Here is a 20,998-nt window from a genome sequence, read left to right on the forward strand (position 1 = left end):
TACGCGAGGGCGTCGTTAGTCTTCGTCGGTGAAGCGCGCGAGTTCCGCCTGTGCGGCGTCGGTGCCGTAGGCCTCCACGAGCGGGCGGAGCGCGTCGCCGAGCGCGCGCATCGCCTGACTCGTGGAGTGGAAGCCGAGACTGTCCTCGACGGCGTCCCACGGCCGCGCCTGCAGGAGTTTCGCGACGAGCAGCCGTTCCTCGCGTGCGTCGAGCAGGTCGGCGTCGCCGGCGACGAGGTGGTGGCGAGCGAGCCGCCGGAACGGCGCGGGGTCGACGCTGTACATCCCGGGGCCGTGGGCCGCGCCGGCGACGACGCGCCACGACGACGCCGAGAGGTCGAGCGTCTGGTCCGCATTGCAGGCGCGGAGCGCGGCGCGCGCGACGTCCGGGTCGAGGTCGTCCAGCGCGTCCGCGAGCACGTCGGGGATGCGGTGGGCGAACCACTGGGCGTGGCGGTCGTGGAGTCGCTCACCGAGGTGCGAGAGCGGGTCCAGCATCACCGCGGAGTACTCGCCGCTGGTGTCGTTGCGGGTGGTCGAGAGGTGGACCGTCGCGTAGCCGTTCGCGCGCCAGAACGACAGTAGTTCGGGCGTCGCGCCGTAGCCGACGCCGAGCCAGTCGGCGTCGCGCTCGAACTCGCGGCGGACCTCGCCGAGCAGTCGCGAGCCCAGTCCCCGCGAGCGGGCGGCGTGGTGGGTGGCGATGCGCATCACGCGGTAGCCCACGGGAATTGCGGCGTCCTCGTCGCGGAGCTGGCTGGTCAGGACGTCCGGTATCATGTTCCCTTTCACGCGCTCGCCCTCGTACATCGCCGCGCGGAGGTCCGCGTCGAGGCCGCCCTCGCGCGCGAGCAGTGCGACGGAGACGACGTGGCCGTCGTGGAGGAGCGCGCGCACCGCGAGGTTCGGGGCGTCGAGCAGGCGCGCGAGGTCGTTCGGCTCGGTGCGGTAGTGGGCGTACACGAGCAGGCCGAACGTCTCCCGGAGCAGATTCTCGTCCGCGAGGAGGTCCTCGGGAGTGAGTGTCTCGTAGGTGACGCGCTCCGTCGTCGCGTCCGCGACGAGCGGGTCGACGGCGGGCCGGGCGTCGAGGCCGAGCGCGCGGAACGCCCAGACCTCGACGGGGTCGCCGGCGGCGTACCGAATCGGCTGTGCGAGCGTCGCGTCGGTGACCTCGTGGTCGGTGTCGGCGAGCCGGTCGCGGAAGCGCACGTCGAACCCGCGGCCCGCGCCCTCGTAGCCGTGGACGGTCGTGGTGAACGCGAGGCGCTCGCAGTCCAGCAGCGATTCGAGCAACCGCACCGGAATCGCCGCGGCCTCGTCGGCGAAGACGGCGTCCGGGTCGTCCGGGAGAGCTGCGGCCTCCGGCGGTTTCGCGAACCGAATCCGTCCGCCCCCGTCCGTCTCGATTGGCTCGTCGTCGGCGGCGAGCGCGTCGAGGTCCGCGAGTAGTTCGCGTGCCCTCGCGAACAGTTCGCTGGCGCTGCGGCGGCCCGGCGCGGTGACGAGCACGTCGAGCCCCTTGCGCGCGAGACACGCGGCCGCGAGGCCGGCCGCACTGGACTTCCCGCGGCCGCGGTCGGCTTCCGCGACGACTGCTGCCGGTGGGTCGCGCAGTTCTTCGAACGCCGCGAGCGCGTCCATCTGGTCGCCCGTGAGACACGCCGCGTACGCCTCGCGGGGGAACGCGCGGTCGGCGGGCGGCTCGGGCTTCGCGTCGGCGACGCGCGGCGCGGGATTCGTCAGGCCGTCGCGGTCGAACGTGTCGGTGTCGGCGTCGTAGATAGCGATGCCAGGGTGGGTTCGGAGCGTCTCGACGAGCCGGCGGCGGAAGCGCCCGGCGACGTCCGCGACGTCGAACGGCGGCACCGCCAGCCCCTCGTCGAAGCCGTCGCGGCGCGCGGGCCACTCGGCCAGCGGCGGCGCGAGCACGAGCAGGAGGCCGCCGCCGTCCACGGCGCCGACGACGCGCCCGAGCGCGTTCGGTCGGCAGTCCTCGTGTGCGTCGAAGACGACGGCGTCCCGCGTGGTGCCGAGGAGTTCGTCGGCGTTCCGCGGGCCGACCTGCTCGCAGGCGAGCGCGTCGCGCGCGGAGACGAGCGTCGTCCCCGTCAGCGGAATCGGGAGCGCGTCGAGGACGCGGTCGGCCGCCGACAGGCACGCCTCGCGGTCGCCCGCGAGGACGAGCACGCGGCGCTCGTTGACGGAGCGAGCCTCTTCGTGGAGCCTTCGCGCGGCCTCGACGACCATCGGTCGTGTTTCGGCGACCCGCGGGAAGGGCGTTTCGTCCCGCGGCACCCGGCGTCGGCCCTGCGCCGGCGTCGCACGGCGACACACATTGAAAGCGCTTTTAACTGAGGGACCCCCAGATGTAGGATACAGTCCACGGGGGTCGATGATGCTCCTAGCCGTCAGGGATTCCGCACCGGCAGGGGAGCGCAAGCCCGTCCGTGGAACTAGGTGAACAATACATGCCAGTGTACGTAGACTACGACGTTCCAGCAGACCTCCAGGAACGAGCCCTCGAATCGCTCGAAGTGGCTCGTGACACGGGTACAGTCAAGAAGGGTACCAACGAGACGACCAAAGCCGTCGAGCGCGGCAACGCGGATCTCGTGTTCGTCGCGGAGGACGTCTCCCCCGAGGAGATCGTGATGCACCTCCCCGAGCTCGCCGAGGAGAAGGGCATCCAGGTCGTCTTCGTCGAGACGCAGGACGAACTCGGCAACGCCGCCGGCCTCGAAGTCGGCAGCGCCGCCGCGGCCGTCACGGACGCCGGTGACGCCGAGGGCGACGTCGAGGACATCTCGACCAAGATCGAGGACCTCCAGTAACCACCCATGAGTGCAGAGGAAACTGAAGAAGAGGGCTCCACGCCCGCCGAAGTCATCGAGGTCGTCGGCAAGACCGGGATGCACGGCGAGGCGATGCAGGTGAAGTGCCGCATTCAAGAGGGCTCCAACCAGGGACGCATCATCACGCGAAACGTCCTCGGTCCCGTCCGCGTGGGCGACGTCCTCCAGCTCAAGGAGACGGCCCGCGAGGCGGACTCCATCGGTGGTCAGTAATGGTCCAGACACGCACCTGTGACTACTGCGGCGACGACATCGAACCCGGCACGGGGACGATGTTCGTCCACAACGACGGCAGCACAACCCACTTCTGCTCCGCGAAGTGCGAGAAGAACGCGGACCTCGGTCGCGAACCGCGCGACGTCGAGTGGACCGAGGAAGAGGCAGAGGTCGAAGAATGAGCCACCACGACGAGCGCACGTTCGTGATGGTCAAGCCCGACGGCGTCCAGCGCGGCCTCATCGGCGACGTCGTCTCGCGGCTCGAGGACAAGGGCCTGAAGATGGTGGGCGGGAAGTTCATGCAGATTAGCGAGGAGCTCGCCCACGAGCACTACGGCGAACACGAGGGCAAGCCGTTCTTCGACGGCCTCGTGGAGTTCATCACGTCCGGCCCCGTCTTCGCGATGGTCTGGGAGGGCGCCGACGCCACCCGTCAGGTTCGCCGGATGATGGGCGCGACGGACCCGCAGGAGGCGGCTCCGGGCACCATCCGCGGCGACTACGGCAACGACCTCGGTCAGAACATCATCCACGGCAGCGACCACGAGGACCCCGGCGCGAACGAGCGCGAAATCGAGCTGTTCTTCGACGAGGACGAACTCGTCGACTACGAGCTCGACGCGGCGACGTGGGTCTACGAGGACGCCGGCGACCACTAACTCCGGCCGTCTCTCTGCCTCTGCGGTCTTTTCCGCGACGCATCACTCGTAGCCGTAGCGCTCGCTACTCCGTTCCGCCCGTCGTCACGCCGAGTTGCTGGAGCACGACGCCGACGGCGACCGCGATGACGCCGAGCGCGAGGCTCTCGACGCGCACGTTCACGAGGAGCGCGAGCGTGCTGAGCGCGCCGATAGCGGGGAGCCACGGCACCAGCGGCACCTCGAAGCGCCGCTGGGCGTCCGGGCGCTTGCGCCGCGAGTAGACGACGGCGACGTTGACGCCGACGAGCCCGGCCAGCAGCATGAAGTCCGCGAAGTGGGTGAGCGCTTCGACCCCGAGCGCGCCGACCAGCGGAACGCCGGCGGGCAGCGGGGACGACTGAGCGAACAGGACGCCGAACGCGAGGAAGAGACCGGCGCCGAGCGCGCCAGTGAGCAGGACCGCGCGGTACGGCGTGTCGAAGCGGCGGTGGCGCTCCGCGAGGTCGCTCGGGAGTTGGTCGCGGCGCGCCATCGCTTGCTTCACCCGGGACCCCGCCATGACGGTGGCGTTGGTCGCGGACACCATCGAGAACAGCGCGCCCGCGACGACGACGTAGAACCCGACGCGGCCGAGGAAGTACCACGCCGCCTGCCCCATGACGAGTTCGCCGTTGGCGGCGAGGAACGACCGGACGTTCGCCGCGCTCGCCAGCTCGGTGTGCTCGACGAGGAACGCCACGAACGCCGGGTCGTTGACCGCGAAGACGACCGACAGGACGACGAGCACGTACAGCGCGACGACGACGCCGATGCTGAGGAAGATGGCCCGCGGGACGGTGCGCTCGGGGTCGCGGATTTCGCCGGCGTTGGTCGCGATAGCTTCGAACCCGAAGAACGTGATGAACACGAGCGCAGCCGTCGACAGCGTCTCCCCAAACGCGGTGGCATGGTCGGCGAACGAGGCGACGACCACGTCCGTCTGCCACGCCCGCAGGCCGCCGTAGACGAACACGACGACGAGCGCGACCTTCAGGACCGTGACGACGATCTGGAAGACGCCGGTCTCCTTCGTCCCGAGGACGTTCAGTGCGACGATGCCGGCGAACACCGCGAGCCCGAGCGCCCAGCCGGGCAGCCACGCGGGCACGCCGAAGATGTCGTAGAGGAACCGCTCGGTCCACCGGGAGAAGCTCACCATGTAGAAGGCGGCGCTGGCGGGGTAGCCGAGGCTCATCGCCCAGCCGACGAGGTACGTCCACTCGCCGTCGAGGGCGTGGTAGACGTACGTGTACGCGCCGCCGTTCTCGGGGTAGACGGTGGCGAACTCGGCGTACGCCAACGCGGTGACCGAGCCGACCAGCGCCGCGAGCACGAACGAGACGACCGCGACCGCGCCGACGTTCGCGACCGCCAGCCCGGAGAGCACGAACACGCCCGCGGCAATCATCGTGCCGACGCCGATGGCGGTCGCCGCGAGCAGTCCGAGTTCGCCGGTCTGGTCGGCGTGCTCGGTGCTCATCTGCCCTTCCGGGCGGGCGGCAGTCGGCCCGGCGGCGCCGCGGGCGTCATCGAGTCGGTTCGGGGGAGCGCGCGCGGTTCGTCGACGGTGCCGGAGTCGGCGGCGCGACGACTCGACATTCACTCGCGGGTTCGACGCACGCGGGCATCAAAGTTGTCGCCGAACCCGACATCCGTGGGTTCTCCCGTGGCGAGCCACAGGGGAGCACATGGACTGCGTCGTCTGTAACAGAACCGGCACGGCGTACCGGCTCGTGGACGAGCCCGCGGAACCGCTGGCCGTCTGCGAGCAGTGCGTCGCCGAGCACCTCGCGGACGCGGCCGACGGCGCGTGCGTCTACTGCGGGACAGCGGGCGGCTACGACCTCGTGGAGGACACGAGCGCGGTCGTGGCGTCCGAGTCGCAGGCCGAGCGCGTCGTCGTGACGCCGGGCGTCGTCTGCCACGACCACGTCGGCACCCTCCGCCGCGAGAACACGTGAGCGCCGGCGTCAGTCGTCGGCGGGCGCGGCGGGGACGTCGATGGAGCCGTCGTCGAGGTCGGCTTCGACGTTGCGCGCGGCCTCGACGAGGTTCGCCATCTTCCCGTAAGCGACCTCCCGCGGGAGCAGTTTCACGCCGCAGTCGGGGCTGACCGTGAGCCGCTCCGGCGGGACGACCTCCAGCCCTTTCCGGATGTTGCGTTCGATTTCTTCGACGGACTCGACTTCGGCGACGTGGGCGTCGACGACGCCGAGCGCGAGGTCCTTCGAGAACTCGGGGTCCGTGAAGACGTCCAGTTGCTCGTAGTCGCCGTTCGCGAGTTCGAGGTCGAACTCGTCCACGGGGAACTCCAGAATCTCGGGGTAGATGCGGGAGTAGTCGCCGTAACAGACGTGCAGGCCGATGCGGACGTCGTCGGGGATGCCCGCGGCGATGCGTTCGAGGCACTCGCCGACGATGGCGTGGTCGTCGGGCGTCGTCGCGAGCGCGGGCTCGTCGATCTGGATGTAGCGCGCGCCCGCGTCCACGAGCTTCTCGATCTCCTCGTTGACGAGGTCCGCGAGGTCGTAGGCGAGTTCGTCGTCGCCGTCGTAGGCCTCGTTGAAGCTCCACGACGCGAGCGTGTACGGGCCCGTAATCGGGACCTTCACGGGGCTGTCCGCGACGCCGGCGGTGAACTCGTACTCGTCGACGAGCCACGACTCGTCGTAGGAGACGTCGCTGACGACGCTGGGCTTGTCGAAGTAGTTGTGGCCCCACACCTTGACGGGGCCGTTGAACTCGTAGCCCTCGATGCGGTCGGCGAAGAACTCCACCATCTCGTTGCGCCGCATCTCGCCGTCCACGACCACGTCGAGGCCGGCGCGCTCGTGCTCCTCGGTGATGAGGCGGGCGGCGTCGTCCTCGGCTTCCGCGAGTTCCTCGTCCCCGAAGTCCGCGTCGGGGTCCTCGTGGAGGTCGTTCGCGCGGTCGAGCCACTTCGGCTTCGGGTACGAGCCGACGACGGTCGTCAGCAGGAAGTGGTCGTTGTCGTGGCCGTCGGGACGGAACTGCTCGCGGTTCGAGCTCATGCTGTCACCTCGCGGGTGGCGTCGGCGAGCGCTTGCAGTTTCTGCTCGAAGCGGTTCACGGGCAGGTAGAACAGCCCGGTGTTCGCGGTGACGTACGCGTCGTCGAACTCGATGGCCTCGGGGACGGACTCCCGGAACCAGTCCACGCGCTCGCGGATGGTCTCCGGGGACTCGACGAGCGTGTTCTGCCCGTCGACGACGCCCAGCGCCACGGAGTCCTTGGTGCCGTACTCGGTGACGTTGTAGAGGTTGTCCTCGTGGTTCGTGACGAAGTCGTAGCCGATGGCGTCCACGCCCGCGTCGAGGAGGTGGGCGTGGACCTTCTCTTCGAGCGCGCCCCAGTAGGTGTGCGCGACGACGTCGGCGTCGGCGGCCTGCGCGACGGTGTCGATGGCGTCGCTGGCGCGCTCGTCCTCGCCCTCGGCGGGCGGGTCCGTGACCAGCGACGGTTCGAGGACGAAGACGGTCTCGACGTCCGGGAACGCCTCGACTTCGCCCGCGAGGAACTCCGCGACGGCGGCGAGGAACTGCTCGTCGTCGCCGTAGTGCTCGTCGGTGGCGAGTTCCGACAGCGAGTACGGGCCGGGGACGACCGCCTGCAAGTCGTCGGTGAGTTCGCTCGCCGCTTCGAGGTCCGCGGCGAGGTCGCCGGAGAACGTCAGTTCGCCCTCCACGATGGGGTCGCGGTAGAAGTTGTTGTTGTCGTAGTAGCGGACGATACCACCAGTTTCGACGTTCTCGTGGACGGTCAGGGGATGGGCGAGCATGTCGTCCCAGCGGCCCTGTCCTTCGACCACGCGGTCGAGGCCGGCGTCGCGCTGGAGGCCGACGAGCTCCTCGCGGACGTCGTCGTAGGCGGCTTCGATTTCGGGGCCCTCGTCGCCGCTGACGAGGTCGTGTTTCTGGTGGCCCTTCAGGTCCGACAACGTCTCCTTGGCGTCGTCGGGGAGGGGGTACAGGCCGGGGGTCGTCGAGATTCGGTTCATGCCCGACGCTACGCAATGCCCCTGTTTAATATTTGCTGTCGAATAATATGCTCTTCAGTTATTCCAGAGCTTGAGGACCGTCAGCGTCTCGAAGGAGTGAGACTCCTCGCGGACCGCCGCCGCGGAGAACCCGCGGTCGCCGGCGTACTCCACGACCTCCTCGACGCCCGTCAGCGTGCTCACGAGCAGGAGGGCGAAGCCCTCGGGCGCGAGCACGCGGCCCACGTCGTCGAGGAACGGCTCCACGACCTCGCGGCCCGTCTCCCCGCCGGAGAGCGCGACCTCCATCCAGTCGTCGCGCGCGGCGTCCTCGTCCCGCGGCAGGTACGGCGGATTGAACAACACCGCGTCGAAGGCGTCCTCGCGGAACGGCGAGACGAGGTCCGCCCGCACCACCGGCACGCCGCGGTCCCGTGCCTGCGCGCACGCGTACGGATTCAAGTCCGAGCCGACCACGCTCGCGCCGACCTCGTCGGCGACCGTCGCCGCCACGTACCCCGACCCGGTGCCGACCTCCAGCACGCGCGCCCGCGAGCCGACCTCCTCCACGGCGGCCTCCGCGAGCAGCAGCGAGTCCTCTGCGGGCTGGTAGACCGTCGTCTCCGTGCCGCGGCGGTCCGCGAGGTTGTCACTCATCCGTCTCGTCCTCCTCGTCGGCGTCGTCCGCGTCTCCCTCGCCTTTACTGTCCTTGCGGACGGCCGACCCCGGCTGGTCGGCGTCCTCCGGCTCGGTCGCCTCCACCGTCGGCTGTTCGCTGACGCGGAAGCCGCCGGTCTCGGCGCGCCCGGAGACCTCCCGCTGCGGGAACGGAATCTTCACGCCCGCCTCGTCGAACGCCGACTTCACCGCGGAGATGACCGCGGTCTGGGCGCGCCACTTCCGGCGCGCGCTCGGCTTGTCTATCCAGAACCGCAGGTCGAGGACGACCGCCGAGTCCCCGAACTCCTTCAACACGACCTGCGGCCGCGGCACCGTCAGGATGTCGTCGACGTCGCCCATCGCGTCTTTCGCCAGCGACATCGCCTCATCGACGTCGGCGGTGTAGTCGATGCCGACCTCCACGTGGATGCGCAGCCGGCCCTTCCGCGACCGATTCACGACCTCGTCGGACCCGACGAGGTCGTTGGGCAACATCACGTACTCGCCGTCGAACGTCTGCAGGCGCGTGTTCACGATGGTGATGTCCGTGACGATGCCGTCCTTGTCGCCGATTTTCACCCAGTCGCCGATTTCGAACGGCCGCGAGAACATCAACACCAGCCCCGCGATGACCGCGCCCAGCGTCTGCCGGGCGGCCATCCCGAGCACGATGCCGGCGAACCCCGCGCCAATGAGCAGGCCGCCGAGCTCGATGCCCCAGAGGTTGAGGACGATGACCAACGCGATGACGTACACCGAAATCTGGATGATGCGGTACGTGATTTCGGCCTGGTGTTCGCTGATGCCCTCCGTGCGCTTGACGAACCGGCTGACCGCGCGGTGGATGACGCCGGTGCCGACGTAGACGCCGACGAGGAACATCACGGAGAGGAACGCGCGGACGAGCATCGTCGCCTGCACCTGGAAGCTCGCGACCGCCGCCCACGCGATCGTCTCCGCGTCCCACGCGACGACCACGACGACGGTCGTCACGACGACGACGGCGAACGCACCGACGGCCGCGGCGACCGTCGATAACCGGGACTCCCGGCGCGCCGATTCGCGCCGCGAGAACAGGACGGCGGCGACGAGAGCGGCCAGCGAGACGACGGTCACCGCGACGCGCTCGACCGTCGAGAGGTCGTTTATCGCGACGTCCACGAACTCCGGCGCGCTCACGGCTCCCGTCCCTCCTGAACGCCGAGCGCGACGTTCGCCAGCGCCGCGAACGTCTCGGGTGCGAGGTCGCCGGGCCGCTTCGAGAGCACGTCCTCCTCGACGGCGTCCACGACCGCGTCGCCGTCGTCCAGCCCGGAGATGTGGACCGTGTTCCGGATGGCGTTGCGCACGGTCTTGCGGCGCTGCGTGAACAGCGCCTTCACGAAGTCGAAGAAGAACTGCTCGTCGGCGACCTCGTAGTCGGGCTCGCGGGGCGTCAGCCGCACCACCGCGCTCTCCACGCGGGGCTGTGGGTCGAACGCCTCCGGCGGGACGGTCTCGACGACCTCGACGTTCGCGTAGTGCTGGGTCGCCACCGAGAGCCGGCCGTAGTCGCTCGTGCCGGGCTCTGCGGCCATCCGCTCGGCGAACTCCAGCTGGTACATCAGCACGGCCGGCTCGCGGTCGGGCAGCAGCCGGAACGTGACCTCGCTGGAGACGCCGTAGGGAAGGTTCGAGACACAGCAGGTGTAGTCGGGGAACTCGACGTCGAGGGCGTCGCCCTGCACGACGACGAGGCGGTCCGCGGCGATTTCCTCGCTGAACTCCTCGCGGAGGAACTGCGCGTACCCGCGGTCGCGCTCGACGGTCGTCACGCGGTCGGCGTGCGCCAGCAGCCGGTCGGTGAGCGCGCCCGTCCCGGCGCCGATTTCGAGGACGTGCGAGCGGTCGAACGCCTCGGCGTACGTCGGAATCCGGTCGAGGACGCGGTCGTCGACGAGGAAGTGCTGGTCGCGGTCTGGGTCGGGGCGGCCAGCGCGACGAATCAGCGCGTCCGGGTCCCGAGAGTCAGTCATTGGCAGGTCTATCCCCCGCCGTTCCCTAAAGGCTACCTTCTGGTGTTGGCTACGCCTGCACGAAGTTCTGGTACTTCAGGTCGTCCTCGCGCATCTCGTCGAGGATGCGCTCGACGATTATCTCCTCGGGGTTGTGGAGGCCGTCGACGCGCTCCTCGACGTCCTCGAAGCTCTCGAATGGGCCGTTGCGCTTGCGCTCGTCGAGGATGTTGTCCCGGAGCTTGTCGCCGATGCCCGGCAGGAGGTTCAGCTGGTGGAGCCGCAGCGAGATGGGCTGGGCGTCGTTGTAGAAGTCCACGAAGCGCTGCTCGTTGGCCTCCACGACGTCCTCGACGACGTAGTCCAGTTCCGACCGCGCGCCGTCCGAGAGGTCGTCGTAGTCGACGACGTGCCCGCGCTGGATGCCCGCCTCGAAGTCGGGGCGGATGCGCACGCGGTCCAGAATCGAGATGTCCGCGTCCGGTTCGAGGCTCAGCTCGTAGAGGACGAACCGGTCAGTGGAGACGGCGTACGCGAGCGGGCCGTCGCCGTAGCCGCCGTTCGAGCGGCCGTGCGCGAGGAAGTCGAGGACGACAGCGTACTCTTCGTCCTCGGTCGAAGACGAATCACTCATACGAACCGGTACGCCCAGCCGACACTTAAACGGTCGGCCACTCGACCCGAGTCAGGCGTACTTCGCGACGACGTCGAGAATGTCGTCGAGCTCGTCGCCGGAGAGCGCGTACCGCTCCTGAGCGAACACCGCGCGCAGCTCCGTGCGGGTCCGCGGGAGCAGGTCGGCGATCTTGTACGCGACGGCCTCGTCGCTGACGTGTTCGAGCGCGAGCAGGTCCTCGACGAGTTCGCGGGACTCCTCGGGCTCGAGGACGGCGAACCGGTTGACGTGCTCGACCGCGCGCGCCAGCTCGAAGCGGAGTTCGCGGTCCTCCTCGGCGGCGCGCTCGGCCTCGACGTCCGTCAGCAGCTCCTTCGCCTCGGAGACGGTGAGGAACTCCTCGTCGAGCGTTTCCTTGAAGATGGTCATGCTAGTCCTGCTCGTCCGGCTGTGCGCGGAGGTGCGCTGCCGCCGCGATGACGACCTTGTCCTTGCCGTTGTCGTTGATTTCGACCTTGAACGCGTCGCCCTGCTTGCCGACGACTTCGCCGGTGAGGCCGTCGAATCGAGCGTGGAAGCGGCCGTTGGCCGTGGACGGGTCCGTCTTCAGGTGGACCTTCTGTCCTTCGTCGAACTCGGCGATGGCGCGCTGGGGCGGGGACGTACCGCGGTCGCGGGGGTCGTTCGAGAGCTTCTCGCGAGTGCTGTTGAGGGGTCCGTTGGAGCTCGGCATAGTCGTACGCCCGATTACTCCCGTCGCGGTTATAAAACGCACGTTACGTGCGCGGGTGAGCGGAGCGAACCCGCGTAGTTGCGAGCGGCGACCGGAGGGAGCCGTGAGCAGCGTGGCCGAGCGAAGTGAGGCCACGCTGATGCGAGCGCGGAGCGCAAGCGACCCGTGAGCCGCGCAGGTGAGCGGGACCACGTTTCAGCGACCGAAGGGAGCTGCGCGGCCCCTGAAACTGCGAGCGCGGCCGCCGCCGACGCACTCAAGTCGGCCTGCGCGCTAGTCGCGGGTGATGCGAGTACGGGACTGGGAGGACATCGTTTCGGACGTCGTGGAGTCGAACGCCGACCCCGAGGGGTGGCGCGCGCTCGCCGGCGACCGGGCGTCGGGCGTCGGCGAGGACTTCTACCTCGGCCATCCCTCGCAGGGCGTCTACCACTTGAAGACGTACGCGAAGAACCCCTTCGAGGTGCGCGGCGTGGGGACGCGGGTCGCGCGGAAGGTCGACGACGGGCTGGCGGACCTCCTCCCGGACGGCGACAGCGGTCGGTTCGCCGTCCAACAGCCCGTCGAGGACGAGGACGAGGCCGAGGAGCGCGCGAGCAAGCTCGAACAGGTCGTGCAGGCGCACGCGGACGCGCCGACGACGCCCGAGGACTTCTTCGACGACGTGATGGACGCCCTGGAGAGTCCGGCGTTCGGACCGATGGAGTACGACCCGTACGGCCGTCCGGACGCGATGGACGACCTCCGCGAGGAGTTCGCGGACGCCGAGGAGCTACTGGACGCGGAGCTGGACGACCTCGTCGAGGAGGACGACGTCGGCCGCGGCTTCCACTAGTTCTCGAACAGCGGCGCGAGTTCGTCCTCGTAGCACGGCCGGCAGACGTAGTAGTCGACCACGCCCGCGTCAGTCTTTGTGTGGATGGTGGCATGGACGGCGTGCCCGAGCGGCACGTCGTCCTCGCAGACGCCGCACGTGGCCGGCAATTCCCCTCACCAAGAGAATAAGTTGGCGCGTCTACACTTATAGCCGGTGGCGGGGAGCGTCAGTCCTCGGAGCGCGAGACGACGTCCGCGTCGGGCTTCCGGTTCTTGACGTCGTCGACCACCGAACTGACGTCGACGCTCTTCTCGCCGACGGTCGCGCCGACGAGCGCGCCGACGCCCGCGCCGGTGCTCGCGGCGTTCCGGCTGACGATTCCGCCGAGCGCGCCGCCGACGGCGGCACCGATAGCTGCGTACTTCGCACGACTGAACACTCGCTTGAGTCGGCTCATGTCCGACAGTTGGGCGCGGAGACGGATAAAGCTACTCGGCAGTCTCACCGGCGGAGTCGGGGACGCGCGCGAGCCAGACGTGCGGCGCGTCCAGTTCCGCGTCGGTCGGGAGGTACTCGGGGTCGTCCCAGACGCGGCTGGCGCCGGCGAGCCCGCGTTCGGCGGCGACCGTCTCGAAGAACGCGCGGCCGCGCTCGTACTGCTCGCGCTTCAGCTGGAGGCCGAGCGCGCGCTTGACGAGGTTCGTCAGCGGGCTGCCGCCCCGCCGGCGCGCGTCGAGTTTCGCGCGGAGGTCGGCGTACTCGCCGTCGAAGGCCTCGTCCATCAGCAGTTCCGCGTACCCCTCGACGGCGGTCATCGCGACGTGCAACTCCGCGAAGGCCTCGCGTCGGACCTCGCCGTCGGCGAGGGCGGCCACGCCGGCTTCGAGGCGGTCTTCGAGGTGGTCGGCGAGCCACGGCGCGGCGCCGAACTCCGCGGCGTGGGTGACCTCGTGGAACGCGATCCAACGGCGGAACCGCGGGAACGCGACGTCGAGGCTGTCGGCGGCGCCGACGACGTTCGGGTGGACGAAGTAGAGCGCGTGGTCGGACGTGTCCGCGAGCAAGAGCGGGTCGTACTGCCCGAGGACGTGCCGGGAGACGAACGCGAGCGCGCCCGCGGTGGTCGCCGTGTTCAGCGAGCGCGCGACGCCGGGGAGGTAGCTGGCGCGCTCGTTCAGCGGCTCGAACACGCGCCGGAACGTCGCGACGTTGGCGTCCACCCAGTGGTGGCGGTTCTGAATCTCGACGGTCTCGGGGACGTCGAACTCCAGCCCGGAGACGTCGCGGAGTTGCGCGCGGGCGTCCCGCACGTCGGCGGCGTACGCTTCTGCCTCGGCCTCGGAGAGGTCGAGGTCGCCGGGGTCGGTGGCGGCCTTCGCGGCCTCGGAGACGGCGTCCCAGTCGATGGCGCCGTCGCCGCCGGCGTTCGCGACGGCGCGCGCACTCTCGAAAAGCGTCATACGTGGAGTCGGCGGCGGACGGCCAAAGCCCTTCTGCCGGTCGCGGCCTACGCTTCGAGTTCGACGTCCTCGTCGTCGCCGCCGCGGCGCTTCAGGCCGACGAGCGCGGCGAACACCACCAGCACGACGAGCGCGACGAGCGCGCCGACCCCCGTCGAGCTACTCGACTCGCTTCCCTCCTCGCTCCAGCCGGCGCTCTCGACGTCCTCGTCGTCGCCCTCGCTGTCGGCGGCTTCGAGCGCGGTTTCCTCGTCGGCGCCCGTGGTCACGGACGGCGAGAAGTCGAACTTCGACTCGTGGAAGTGTAACTCGATGAGTCCCATACCCGTCAGTTCGCCGAGAGGCCATATATCCGTTGTGGGGTGGCCGCCGCGCTCTCGGAGGATTCTTGTCCGCGGCTTCGACAGGTGGCGTATGGACGAGCCACGAGAGTCGTTCCTGCGCCGCCTGCTCGACGCGCCCAGCCCCTCCGGCTTCGAGACGGCGGGCCAGCGCGTGTGGGTCGATTACGTCGAGGCGTTCGCCGACGAGGTTCGCACGGACGCGTACGGGAACGCGGTCGCCGTCTACGACGGCGGCGACACCGAGGTCGCGTTCACGGGCCACGCCGACGAACTGGGATTCGTCGTGACCGCAATCACCGACGACGGCTTCCTTCGCGTGCGGCCGCTGGGCGGCGTCGACCGCTCGGTCACGGAGGGCACCCAGATTACGGTCCACACCGACGACGGCCCCGTCAACGGCGTCGTCGGTCAGACCGCGGTCCACCTCCGAGATGCGGGGGAAGACGACCCGGCGAACGTCACCGAGCAGCACCTCGACGTCGGTGCCGACGACGGCGAGCACGCCCGCGAACTCGTGGATGTCGGCGACCCGGCGACGCTCGCGGCGGGCGTCCACGACCTCGCGGGGTCCCGCATCGCGGGCCGCGGCCTCGACAACCGCACGGGGTCGTGGGTCGCCGCGGAAGCGCTCCGGCGCGCCGCCGAGCGGGACGCAGACTGCACGGTGTACGCCGTCAACACCGTCCAGGAGGAACTCGGGACGCGGGGCGCGAGCATGGTGGCGTTCGACATCGACCCGGACGTGGCGCTCGTCGTGGACGTCACGCACGCCGCGGACAACCCCTCGTACCCCAGAGACCACGCCAGCGAGGTCGAACTGGGCGGCGGGCCGACCGTGACTCGCGGCGGGTCAAGCCACCCCGAGGTGGCGCGCGCAGTGCGGGACGCGGGCGACGCGGCGGACATCGACGTGCAGGTGGAGGCGATGTCCACGACGACGGGGACGGACGCCGACGCGTTCTTCGAGGCGCGCGGCGGCATCCCCACCGCGCTCGTCGGCATCCCGAACCGGTACATGCACACGCCCGCGGAGGTCGTGGACCTCGCCGACGTCGAGGACGCCGCGGACTTGCTGGCGGCGTTCGCGGTGCGGGAGGCCGACCGGGAGTCGTTCGCCGTGGACGTCTGAGCGCGCGACCGGCGCCAGCGGCCGCGTCCTCGGGTCGCGACCGCGGTCCGGTACGCTTATAGACGCGACACGTCCCCGTTGGTGTATGAGCGGCCGACCACTCGACGTACTCGAGGAGTCTCTTGAGGAGACCGTCACGGTCCGACTCAAGGACGGCGAAGAGTTCACTGGCGTCCTCACGGGCTACGACCAGCACATGAACATCGTGCTGGAGGGCGAAGACACAACGATTATCCGTGGCGACAACGTCGTAACCATCAAACCATGACGGGAGCTGGGACCCCGAGCCAAGGGAAGAAGAACACGACGACGCACACGAAGTGCCGCCGCTGCGGCGAGAAGTCCTACCACACGAAGAAGAAGGTCTGTTCGAGCTGTGGCTTCGGCAAGTCCGCGAAGCGCCGGAGCTACAACTGGCAGGGCAAGACCGGCGACAACTAACTCCGTTTCTCCTGCGTTTCTCGCGATTCCGTAGCGACGCGACTATTCTGCGTTCCGAACACTCGTAACTCGGAGCGTGCGCTCTCGGAGTGGCCGCGCACTCTGCCACAGCCTTTGGCTCGTGGTAGCACACAACCCTACATTTGGCACGTTCGTGCATACAACGACGGTGTGTTTCGGCGAGTTCGACACGGTTGCGGAAGTTTTACCCTGCCCGCTGGGGTAGAGGCGTCCATGTCACCCGGGCGCGAGGACGGCCCCGAGTTCGACCACCCCACGGAGAAGTGCGGCGTCGTCGGCGTCTCTCTCGCCGAGCGCGACGCCGCCTTCCCGACGTACTACGCGCTGTACGCGCTCCAGCACCGCGGGCAGGAGTCCGCCGGCATCGTCACCCACGACGGCTTCCAGCAACACCAGCACGTCGAGATGGGACTGGTCGGCGACGCCTTCGACGAGTCCGACATCGAGGAGCTCGTCGGGAGCGCCGGCATCGGCCACGTGCGCTACCCGACCGCGGGCAGCGTGGACAAGTCCTGCGCGCAGCCGTTCTCCGTCTCGTTCAAGGGCGGCGCGCTCGGGCTCAGCCACAACGGCAACCTCGTCAACGCCGACGAGATTCGCGACGACCTCGCCAGCAGCGGGCACGCGTTCACCAGCGACGGCGACACCGAGGTCATCGCCCACGACCTCGCGCGCAACCTCCTCGACGAGGACCTCGTCGCCGCCGTCGAGACGACGATGCACCGCGTCCACGGGTCGTACTCGCTGACTATCATGCACGACGACACCGTGCTGGGCGTCCGCGACCCGCTCGGGAACCGCCCGCTCGTCCTCGGGGAGCTCGACGACGGCTACGTGCTCGCCAGCGAGTCCGCGGCCATCGACACGCTCGGCGGCGAACTGGTACGGGACGTCCGCCCCGGTGAGCTCGTCGTCCTCCACGAGGACGGCGAGGGCTACGACTCCCACCAGCTCGTCGAGGCCGAGAACACCGCGAACTGCTTCTTCGAGTACGTCTACTTCGCGCGCCCGGACTCCGTCATCGACGACGAGCTCGTCTACGAGGTGCGACGCGAGCTCGGCCGCCAGCTCTGGGCGGAGAACGGCGTGGACACGGACGTCGTGATGCCCGTCCCAGACTCCGGGCGCGCGTTCGCGTCCGGGTACGCTGAGGCCGGACAGAACGACGGCGCGACCGTCGAGTTCGCGGAGGGCCTGATGAAGAACCGCTACGTCGGCCGGACGTTCATCATGCCCACGCAGGAAGCGCGCGAGCAGGCCGTCCGCCTCAAACTCAACCCCATCAAGTCCACCGTCGAAGGCCGCACGGTCACCGTCATCGACGACTCCATCGTCCGCGGCACCACGAGCAGCCAACTAGTCGACCTCCTCTACGAGGCCGGCGCCGAGGAAGTCCACGTGCGCATCGGCGCGCCGCCCATCAGCGCGCCCTGCTACATGGGCATCGACATGGCGACCCGCGACGAGCTCATCGCCGCCGACAAGACAGCAAGCGAAATCGCCGACGAGATCGGTGCGGACAGCCTCTCGTACCTCTCGCTGGACGCCGTCACGACCGCCATCGGGCGCTCGCAGGCGGACCTCTGCGCGGGCTGCGTGACCGGCGAGTACCCCTACGACATCCCCGGCGAGGCCACCGACCGCGAAATCGAGCGCCCGGCCGAAGCGCCCGCCGACGACTGAGTCCAAGCGACTTTTACCGGCCCGAGCGACGCGACGAGTATGCGACCCGCCCTCCACGTCGCCGCAGTCGCCCTGCTACTGGTCGCCGGCTGTATGGGACAGGGGCCGGCGCCCGCCCCGGACTCGACCGAGACGACGCCGTACCCGCCCGGCGTGAGCGCGGACGGCGTCGCGAACGCGTCCGCCCTCGTGGACGCCCACAGCGACCACGTCACCACGCACGGCGCCGTCGTCACGTCGAACGGCACGACGACGGTGCGAATCGGCGGCGAACCGCGGACCGTCGAGACGAACGCGACGGCTCGCGCGACACCGAATCTGACTCGCATCCACGTCGTCTCGTGGGGCGTCCGCGTCAGCGGGAACGAGACCGCGCCGGAGCGCTACGAGGTGTACGCCAACGAGACGACGGTGCTGGAGCGAATCGCGCACGAGAACGAGACCTCGGTCCGTAGCGAGCGCCGCGGGGACGCGCCGATTGTCGTCGAGCGCGTCGTCCGCACACAGCCGCTCCGCGGGGTGCTCGGCGCGCTCGACTTCGAAGTCGCCGGGACCGAGCGGCGGAACGGCCGGACCGTGACGACGCTCACCGCGGACGAGACGGCGCTGGGCGACGACACGCCCTCGCGGCACGCCGCGACGCTGGAAGTCGCGGCCAGCGGGCGCGTGCTCTCGCTTTCCACCGTGCGCGACCGGAACACGACAGCCGTCGGCCAGCGGACGCTCGACGTGACGTGGGCGAACGCGACGACCGTCGAGCCGCCCGCGTGGGTCCGAGAGCGGCGTCAGTAGAGCACGTACAGCAGGAGGTAGACGACGATGCCGAGCGCGAACGACACCAGCCACAGCGACGCCGCGACGCGGCCGACCTTCGCGTGGTTGGTCGCGGGAATCTCCGAAATCTCGCGGGTGCCCGCGAGCAACAGCGCGTAGTAGACCAGCGGAATCGACACCATCGCCAGCCCCATGTGGATAATCAGAATCGGGAGGTAGACGTACGTGTAGACGGCCTCGGGGCCGCCGAAGCCCGTGGTCCCCTCGACGACGATGCGGTAGAGGTAGAACACGAGGAACAGCGCGAACAGCAGCGTCGATGCCAGCATCGCGGCCTTGTGCCGCCTGACGTTCCCGTTGCGAATCGCGCGCCAGCCGACGGCGATGGTGCCGATGGCGGCCGCGCTGAGCGCGGCGTTCACGGTCGGGAGCGCCTGCAGCACCGCGTCGGGCGCGTGCGGCACCGCGGACGCGGGGACGAACCCGCGGACCGCGGCGATTACGAGCGCCAGCGACGCCACCGAGAGCACCGCGGTCAGCGAGCGAACGTGCCGCCGCGCGAACCCGTCTGTCATGGGCGGCGGTTCGGCCGCGCCCCCCATAGCGGTTTCCGTGTCGGCGACTCGCAGGGGACGGCCAAATCGTAGGGGTTTTAATTGGGCGGCGGGTACGGTGGATTGCAAACGCACGTAGCGAGCGTGGGTAGCCAAGCTAGGCCAAAGGCGCAGCGTTGAGGGCGCTGTCCTGTAGAGGTTCGCCGGTTCAAATCCGGTCCCACGCATCGCTTCGGCGTGAGAATCGCCAAACGCGATGCACGGTGATTCCCTCCCAAGGGACATCACCCACGCACAATCCTTTCCGTTCCAACATCCGACAGCGACGCTTCTGTGAATGGATTTGAACCCTGCGAGGAACGCGCAGCGAACGCAGTGAGCGAGCATTTCTCGCAACGGTTCAAATCCGGTCCCACGCATCGCTCGGGCGGCGCTACGCGCCGCCGAACGCCGAGACGGCTTCGCCGTCGAGGCAAAACGGCGATGCACGGTGATTTCCCCCTCCGGGACATCACCCACGCACAATCCTTTCCGTTCCAACATCCGACAGCGACGCGTCTGTCGTCGCACTCGTCACTGAATCCGTCAGCTACGGCGCTGTCGCTGGCGCTCGGGGCGACTGGTGACTATGTCGAGAAGAGCGTCAGTTGTCGGTCTCGGGGTCGTCGATGGCGTCGTCGAGGCCGCTCTGCTGGGAGGCGTCGGCGACGTAGTCGGCGACGTCGCGTTCGTCGGCGGCTTCGACGCGCCGGGAGTCGGCGTCGCGCTGGGATTCCGTTATCGTGTCCGTGCCGGTGACGTCGACGAACAGCGACGCGAAGTTCCGGTCAGTCGTCTGCGACATTCGTCTGGGTGGACAGGGAGTTGGCGAACGTGGCGGACGGTTCGGTGTCGGCGTGGTCGACGGTGAGGGAGACGCCGTCGGCGCCGACCGAGAGCGTGACGTCGTCGATGGCGCAGTCGTACTCGCTGACGTGCTTGCCGGAGCGGCGCACGCGCAGCGATTCGTCGAGGAGGCCGGCGTCCGCGAGGATGTCGACCTTGCGGTAGGCCGTGGACTGCGGGAGGTCGCAGGTCTCGGAGATTTCGCCGACCGTGAGCGTGGCGTCGCGGGTGGCTTCCAGAATCGTCCGGCAGTCGGCGTCGTCGAGTGCGTCGAGGACGTCCTGAACGTCCTCGGTGTCGGTGTGCGTGGTGGGGCCGTCGTCGCGGTCGGTGCGAATGCCGGCGGGCAGCTGACTCTGACTCATATTTCGTAGAATGCACTCCGGGGGGAGGAGTGTGAGACCCCTCTATCGAGGGTGGTTTAAGTAGGGGTGGGAAGGATCGAGGTCGTGTCGGGATGGTGGGCGTCAGGACCCCTCTTCGAGCACGTCCGCGAAGAGCTTGCGCTGGGCGGCGGTGAGGTGTTCCGTGAGCGTGGACGGCGTGATGTCGAGTTCGTCGGCGACGTCGGTGGCGTTGGCCTCGCGGGGCTGGGCGAAGTACCCCATCTCGTAGGCCGTCTGGAGCACTTCCAGTTGGCGCTCGGTGAGCTTCCCGCGGTCGACGAACACCGTGTCGCGAGAGGTGCCGCCAGTGGGTGCGCGGACGAGCCGCTGGATGTCGACCTCGGGGTAGCGGTCGCGGAACTCCCCGACGATGGTCTGGAGCTGGTCGAAGCTCTCGGCGTGGAAGACGACTTCGAGGTCGCCCGAGTGCGCGAAGAAGCGGTCCACGGGCGTCTCGAACTCGCCCAGACAGACGCAGGGGCAGTCGGCGTCCGCGTCGTGGGTGACGCGGTAGAGGTGGCGGTCGGCGTACTCGAACACCGGGTCGTCGTAGTCCTCGGGGACGGCGTCCGCGTCGACGAGGAACTCCGTGACGCAGTCGGCGGCGTCGGTGGCCGCGACGCTCGTGGAGACGTCGCTGATGGTGGTGTTCGCGCGCTCGGAGAGGTCGGCGACGGGGCAGACCGCCGGCGCGGGGAACTCGACGGTGACGCGAATCCCGCCAGACATTACTGGTCCGTTGGCTGGCTC

General features: G+C 69.2%; 30 protein-coding genes and 1 tRNA gene. 12 read left to right on the top strand and 19 right to left on the bottom strand.

Features of this window, described 5'->3' with window-relative positions; translation table 11 throughout:
• Positions 1 to 15 precede the first annotated feature (15 nt).
• Positions 16 to 2,250: a tRNA(Met) cytidine acetyltransferase TmcA gene (gene tmcA, locus ABSL23_RS13745; protein ID WP_353634144.1), complete on the bottom strand. Its 2,235-nt coding sequence runs from the start codon at positions 2,248 to 2,250 to the stop codon at positions 16 to 18.
• Between the two features lie 221 nt (positions 2,251 to 2,471).
• Here tmcA and rpl7ae point away from each other — a divergent pair, with 221 nt between their 5' ends.
• Genes rpl7ae through ndk form a run of 4 tightly spaced genes read left to right on the top strand, consistent with a single transcriptional unit; the run spans position 2,472 to position 3,732 of the window.
• Positions 2,472 to 2,834: a 50S ribosomal protein L7Ae gene (rpl7ae, locus tag ABSL23_RS13750; RefSeq protein WP_059057194.1), complete on the top strand. Its 363-nt coding sequence runs from the start codon at positions 2,472 to 2,474 to the stop codon at positions 2,832 to 2,834.
• Positions 2,835 to 2,840: 6 nt separating this feature from the next.
• Positions 2,841 to 3,068 (top strand): 30S ribosomal protein S28e, encoded by a 228-nt coding sequence (locus ABSL23_RS13755; protein ID WP_058983677.1) that lies wholly within the window; start codon positions 2,841 to 2,843, stop codon positions 3,066 to 3,068.
• Entirely contained in the window at positions 3,068 to 3,253 is a 186-nt protein-coding gene (locus ABSL23_RS13760) for a 50S ribosomal protein L24e (RefSeq protein WP_059057195.1), read from the top strand. The genes ABSL23_RS13755 and ABSL23_RS13760 overlap by 1 nt, the downstream gene beginning before the upstream one ends.
• Positions 3,250 to 3,732, top strand: coding sequence for a nucleoside-diphosphate kinase (gene ndk, locus ABSL23_RS13765; protein ID WP_059057196.1), 483 nt, complete (start codon positions 3,250 to 3,252; stop codon positions 3,730 to 3,732). The genes ABSL23_RS13760 and ndk overlap by 4 nt, the downstream gene beginning before the upstream one ends.
• 64 nt (positions 3,733 to 3,796) lie before the next feature.
• Here the strand turns inward: ndk and ABSL23_RS13770 are convergent, their stop codons facing one another.
• Together ABSL23_RS13770 and ABSL23_RS13775 are read right to left on the bottom strand one after the other, a co-directional pair.
• Positions 3,797 to 5,233 carry an APC family permease gene (locus ABSL23_RS13770; RefSeq protein WP_353634145.1) on the bottom strand — a complete coding sequence of 479 codons (1,437 nt, stop codon included), beginning with the start codon at positions 5,231 to 5,233 and terminating at the stop codon, positions 3,797 to 3,799.
• On the bottom strand, positions 5,230 to 5,352 hold the full coding sequence (locus tag ABSL23_RS13775; RefSeq protein ID WP_353634146.1) for a hypothetical protein: 123 nt from the start codon (positions 5,350 to 5,352) through the stop codon (positions 5,230 to 5,232). Before ABSL23_RS13775 ends, ABSL23_RS13770 begins: the two co-directional genes overlap by 4 nt.
• Before the next feature lie 89 nt (positions 5,353 to 5,441).
• Between ABSL23_RS13775 and ABSL23_RS13780 the strand changes: the two genes are divergently transcribed.
• Complete coding sequence (locus ABSL23_RS13780) at positions 5,442 to 5,714, top strand: hypothetical protein (protein ID WP_353634147.1); 273 nt, start codon at positions 5,442 to 5,444, stop codon at positions 5,712 to 5,714.
• Positions 5,715 to 5,723: 9 nt separating this feature from the next.
• Here ABSL23_RS13780 and ABSL23_RS13785 read toward each other — a convergent pair whose 3' ends face one another.
• Genes ABSL23_RS13785 through ABSL23_RS13820 form a run of 8 tightly spaced genes read right to left on the bottom strand, consistent with a single transcriptional unit; the run spans position 5,724 to position 11,754 of the window.
• Positions 5,724 to 6,785, bottom strand: a complete 1,062-nt coding sequence (locus ABSL23_RS13785; protein ID WP_059057199.1) for a methionine synthase — start codon at positions 6,783 to 6,785, stop codon at positions 5,724 to 5,726.
• Positions 6,782 to 7,771: a 5-methyltetrahydropteroyltriglutamate--homocysteine methyltransferase gene (locus tag ABSL23_RS13790; RefSeq protein ID WP_353634148.1), complete on the bottom strand. Its 990-nt coding sequence runs from the start codon at positions 7,769 to 7,771 to the stop codon at positions 6,782 to 6,784. The genes ABSL23_RS13785 and ABSL23_RS13790 overlap by 4 nt, the downstream gene beginning before the upstream one ends.
• Positions 7,772 to 7,825: 54 nt before the next feature.
• A complete protein-coding gene (locus tag ABSL23_RS13795) occupies positions 7,826 to 8,407 on the bottom strand; it encodes a HemK2/MTQ2 family protein methyltransferase (RefSeq protein ID WP_353634149.1) in 582 nt (193 codons plus the stop codon).
• Entirely contained in the window at positions 8,400 to 9,590 is a 1,191-nt protein-coding gene (locus tag ABSL23_RS13800; RefSeq protein WP_353634150.1) for a mechanosensitive ion channel family protein, read from the bottom strand. Before ABSL23_RS13800 ends, ABSL23_RS13795 begins: the two co-directional genes overlap by 8 nt.
• A complete protein-coding gene (locus ABSL23_RS13805; protein WP_353634151.1) occupies positions 9,587 to 10,426 on the bottom strand; it encodes a 16S ribosomal RNA methyltransferase A in 840 nt (279 codons plus the stop codon). Before ABSL23_RS13805 ends, ABSL23_RS13800 begins: the two co-directional genes overlap by 4 nt.
• 49 nt (positions 10,427 to 10,475) lie before the next feature.
• Entirely contained in the window at positions 10,476 to 11,039 is a 564-nt protein-coding gene (locus ABSL23_RS13810) for a DUF655 domain-containing protein (protein ID WP_353634152.1), read from the bottom strand.
• A 51-nt stretch (positions 11,040 to 11,090) separates the two neighbouring features.
• Positions 11,091 to 11,450 carry an RNA polymerase Rpb4 family protein gene (locus ABSL23_RS13815; protein ID WP_059057204.1) on the bottom strand — a complete coding sequence of 120 codons (360 nt, stop codon included), beginning with the start codon at positions 11,448 to 11,450 and terminating at the stop codon, positions 11,091 to 11,093.
• A 1-nt stretch (position 11,451) separates the two neighbouring features.
• A complete protein-coding gene (locus ABSL23_RS13820) occupies positions 11,452 to 11,754 on the bottom strand; it encodes a 50S ribosomal protein L21e (RefSeq protein WP_059057205.1) in 303 nt (100 codons plus the stop codon).
• A gap of 286 nt (positions 11,755 to 12,040) precedes the next feature.
• Here ABSL23_RS13820 and ABSL23_RS13825 point away from each other — a divergent pair, with 286 nt between their 5' ends.
• Entirely contained in the window at positions 12,041 to 12,589 is a 549-nt protein-coding gene (locus ABSL23_RS13825) for a hypothetical protein (protein WP_353634153.1), read from the top strand.
• Here the strand turns inward: ABSL23_RS13825 and ABSL23_RS13830 are convergent.
• From ABSL23_RS13830 to ABSL23_RS13845, 4 genes are read right to left on the bottom strand one after another with little or no spacing between them, the layout of a single operon-like run.
• Positions 12,586 to 12,738: a hypothetical protein gene (locus ABSL23_RS13830; protein ID WP_353634154.1), complete on the bottom strand. Its 153-nt coding sequence runs from the start codon at positions 12,736 to 12,738 to the stop codon at positions 12,586 to 12,588. The genes ABSL23_RS13825 and ABSL23_RS13830 overlap by 4 nt on opposite strands.
• Before the next feature lie 59 nt (positions 12,739 to 12,797).
• Positions 12,798 to 13,028, bottom strand: a complete 231-nt coding sequence (locus ABSL23_RS13835) for a hypothetical protein (protein ID WP_353634155.1) — start codon at positions 13,026 to 13,028, stop codon at positions 12,798 to 12,800.
• Positions 13,029 to 13,059: 31 nt separating this feature from the next.
• Positions 13,060 to 14,031 carry a zinc-dependent metalloprotease gene (locus ABSL23_RS13840; RefSeq protein WP_353634156.1) on the bottom strand — a complete coding sequence of 324 codons (972 nt, stop codon included), beginning with the start codon at positions 14,029 to 14,031 and terminating at the stop codon, positions 13,060 to 13,062.
• A gap of 47 nt (positions 14,032 to 14,078) precedes the next feature.
• A complete protein-coding gene (locus ABSL23_RS13845) occupies positions 14,079 to 14,354 on the bottom strand; it encodes a hypothetical protein (RefSeq protein WP_353634157.1) in 276 nt (91 codons plus the stop codon).
• A 91-nt stretch (positions 14,355 to 14,445) separates the two neighbouring features.
• On the opposite strand from ABSL23_RS13845, the gene ABSL23_RS13850 reads away from it, so the two are divergent.
• The 5 genes from ABSL23_RS13850 (at position 14,446) to ABSL23_RS13870 (ending at position 18,441) form a co-directional block, all read left to right on the top strand.
• On the top strand, positions 14,446 to 15,504 hold the full coding sequence (locus tag ABSL23_RS13850) for a M20/M25/M40 family metallo-hydrolase (RefSeq protein ID WP_353634158.1): 1,059 nt from the start codon (positions 14,446 to 14,448) through the stop codon (positions 15,502 to 15,504).
• An 85-nt stretch (positions 15,505 to 15,589) separates the two neighbouring features.
• A complete protein-coding gene (locus ABSL23_RS13855; RefSeq protein ID WP_058983693.1) occupies positions 15,590 to 15,772 on the top strand; it encodes an LSM domain-containing protein in 183 nt (60 codons plus the stop codon).
• Positions 15,769 to 15,945 (top strand): 50S ribosomal protein L37e, encoded by a 177-nt coding sequence (locus ABSL23_RS13860; protein WP_059057211.1) that lies wholly within the window; start codon positions 15,769 to 15,771, stop codon positions 15,943 to 15,945. The genes ABSL23_RS13855 and ABSL23_RS13860 overlap by 4 nt, the downstream gene beginning before the upstream one ends.
• A gap of 234 nt (positions 15,946 to 16,179) precedes the next feature.
• Complete coding sequence (purF, locus tag ABSL23_RS13865; RefSeq protein ID WP_059057212.1) at positions 16,180 to 17,649, top strand: amidophosphoribosyltransferase; 1,470 nt, start codon at positions 16,180 to 16,182, stop codon at positions 17,647 to 17,649.
• A 39-nt stretch (positions 17,650 to 17,688) separates the two neighbouring features.
• Positions 17,689 to 18,441, top strand: coding sequence for a hypothetical protein (locus tag ABSL23_RS13870; protein WP_353634159.1), 753 nt, complete (start codon positions 17,689 to 17,691; stop codon positions 18,439 to 18,441).
• Here ABSL23_RS13870 and ABSL23_RS13875 read toward each other — a convergent pair.
• The gene (locus ABSL23_RS13875) at positions 18,435 to 18,998 is read right to left on the bottom strand and encodes a DUF420 domain-containing protein (RefSeq protein ID WP_353634160.1); all 564 of its coding nucleotides are present in this window, start codon (positions 18,996 to 18,998) and stop codon (positions 18,435 to 18,437) included. The genes ABSL23_RS13870 and ABSL23_RS13875 overlap by 7 nt on opposite strands.
• Positions 18,999 to 19,119: 121 nt before the next feature.
• Here ABSL23_RS13875 and ABSL23_RS13880 point away from each other — a divergent pair.
• A tRNA-Leu gene (locus ABSL23_RS13880) sits at positions 19,120 to 19,204 on the top strand.
• Between the two features lie 416 nt (positions 19,205 to 19,620).
• On the opposite strand, the gene ABSL23_RS13885 is transcribed toward ABSL23_RS13880, so the two are convergent.
• The 3 genes from ABSL23_RS13885 to ABSL23_RS13895 form a co-directional block, all read right to left on the bottom strand.
• On the bottom strand, positions 19,621 to 19,821 hold the full coding sequence (locus ABSL23_RS13885; protein WP_353634161.1) for a hypothetical protein: 201 nt from the start codon (positions 19,819 to 19,821) through the stop codon (positions 19,621 to 19,623).
• Positions 19,805 to 20,227 carry a winged helix-turn-helix domain-containing protein gene (locus tag ABSL23_RS13890; protein WP_353634162.1) on the bottom strand — a complete coding sequence of 141 codons (423 nt, stop codon included), beginning with the start codon at positions 20,225 to 20,227 and terminating at the stop codon, positions 19,805 to 19,807. Before ABSL23_RS13890 ends, ABSL23_RS13885 begins: the two co-directional genes overlap by 17 nt.
• Positions 20,228 to 20,329: 102 nt before the next feature.
• Positions 20,330 to 20,977 (bottom strand): helix-turn-helix domain-containing protein, encoded by a 648-nt coding sequence (locus tag ABSL23_RS13895; RefSeq protein ID WP_353634163.1) that lies wholly within the window; start codon positions 20,975 to 20,977, stop codon positions 20,330 to 20,332.
• Between the last annotated feature and the right edge of the window lie 21 nt (positions 20,978 to 20,998).

This window comes from Halobacterium sp. NMX12-1, from assembly GCF_040435975.1.
In the GTDB taxonomy this organism is placed as follows: Archaea; Halobacteriota; Halobacteria; order Halobacteriales; family Halobacteriaceae; genus Halobacterium; species Halobacterium hubeiense.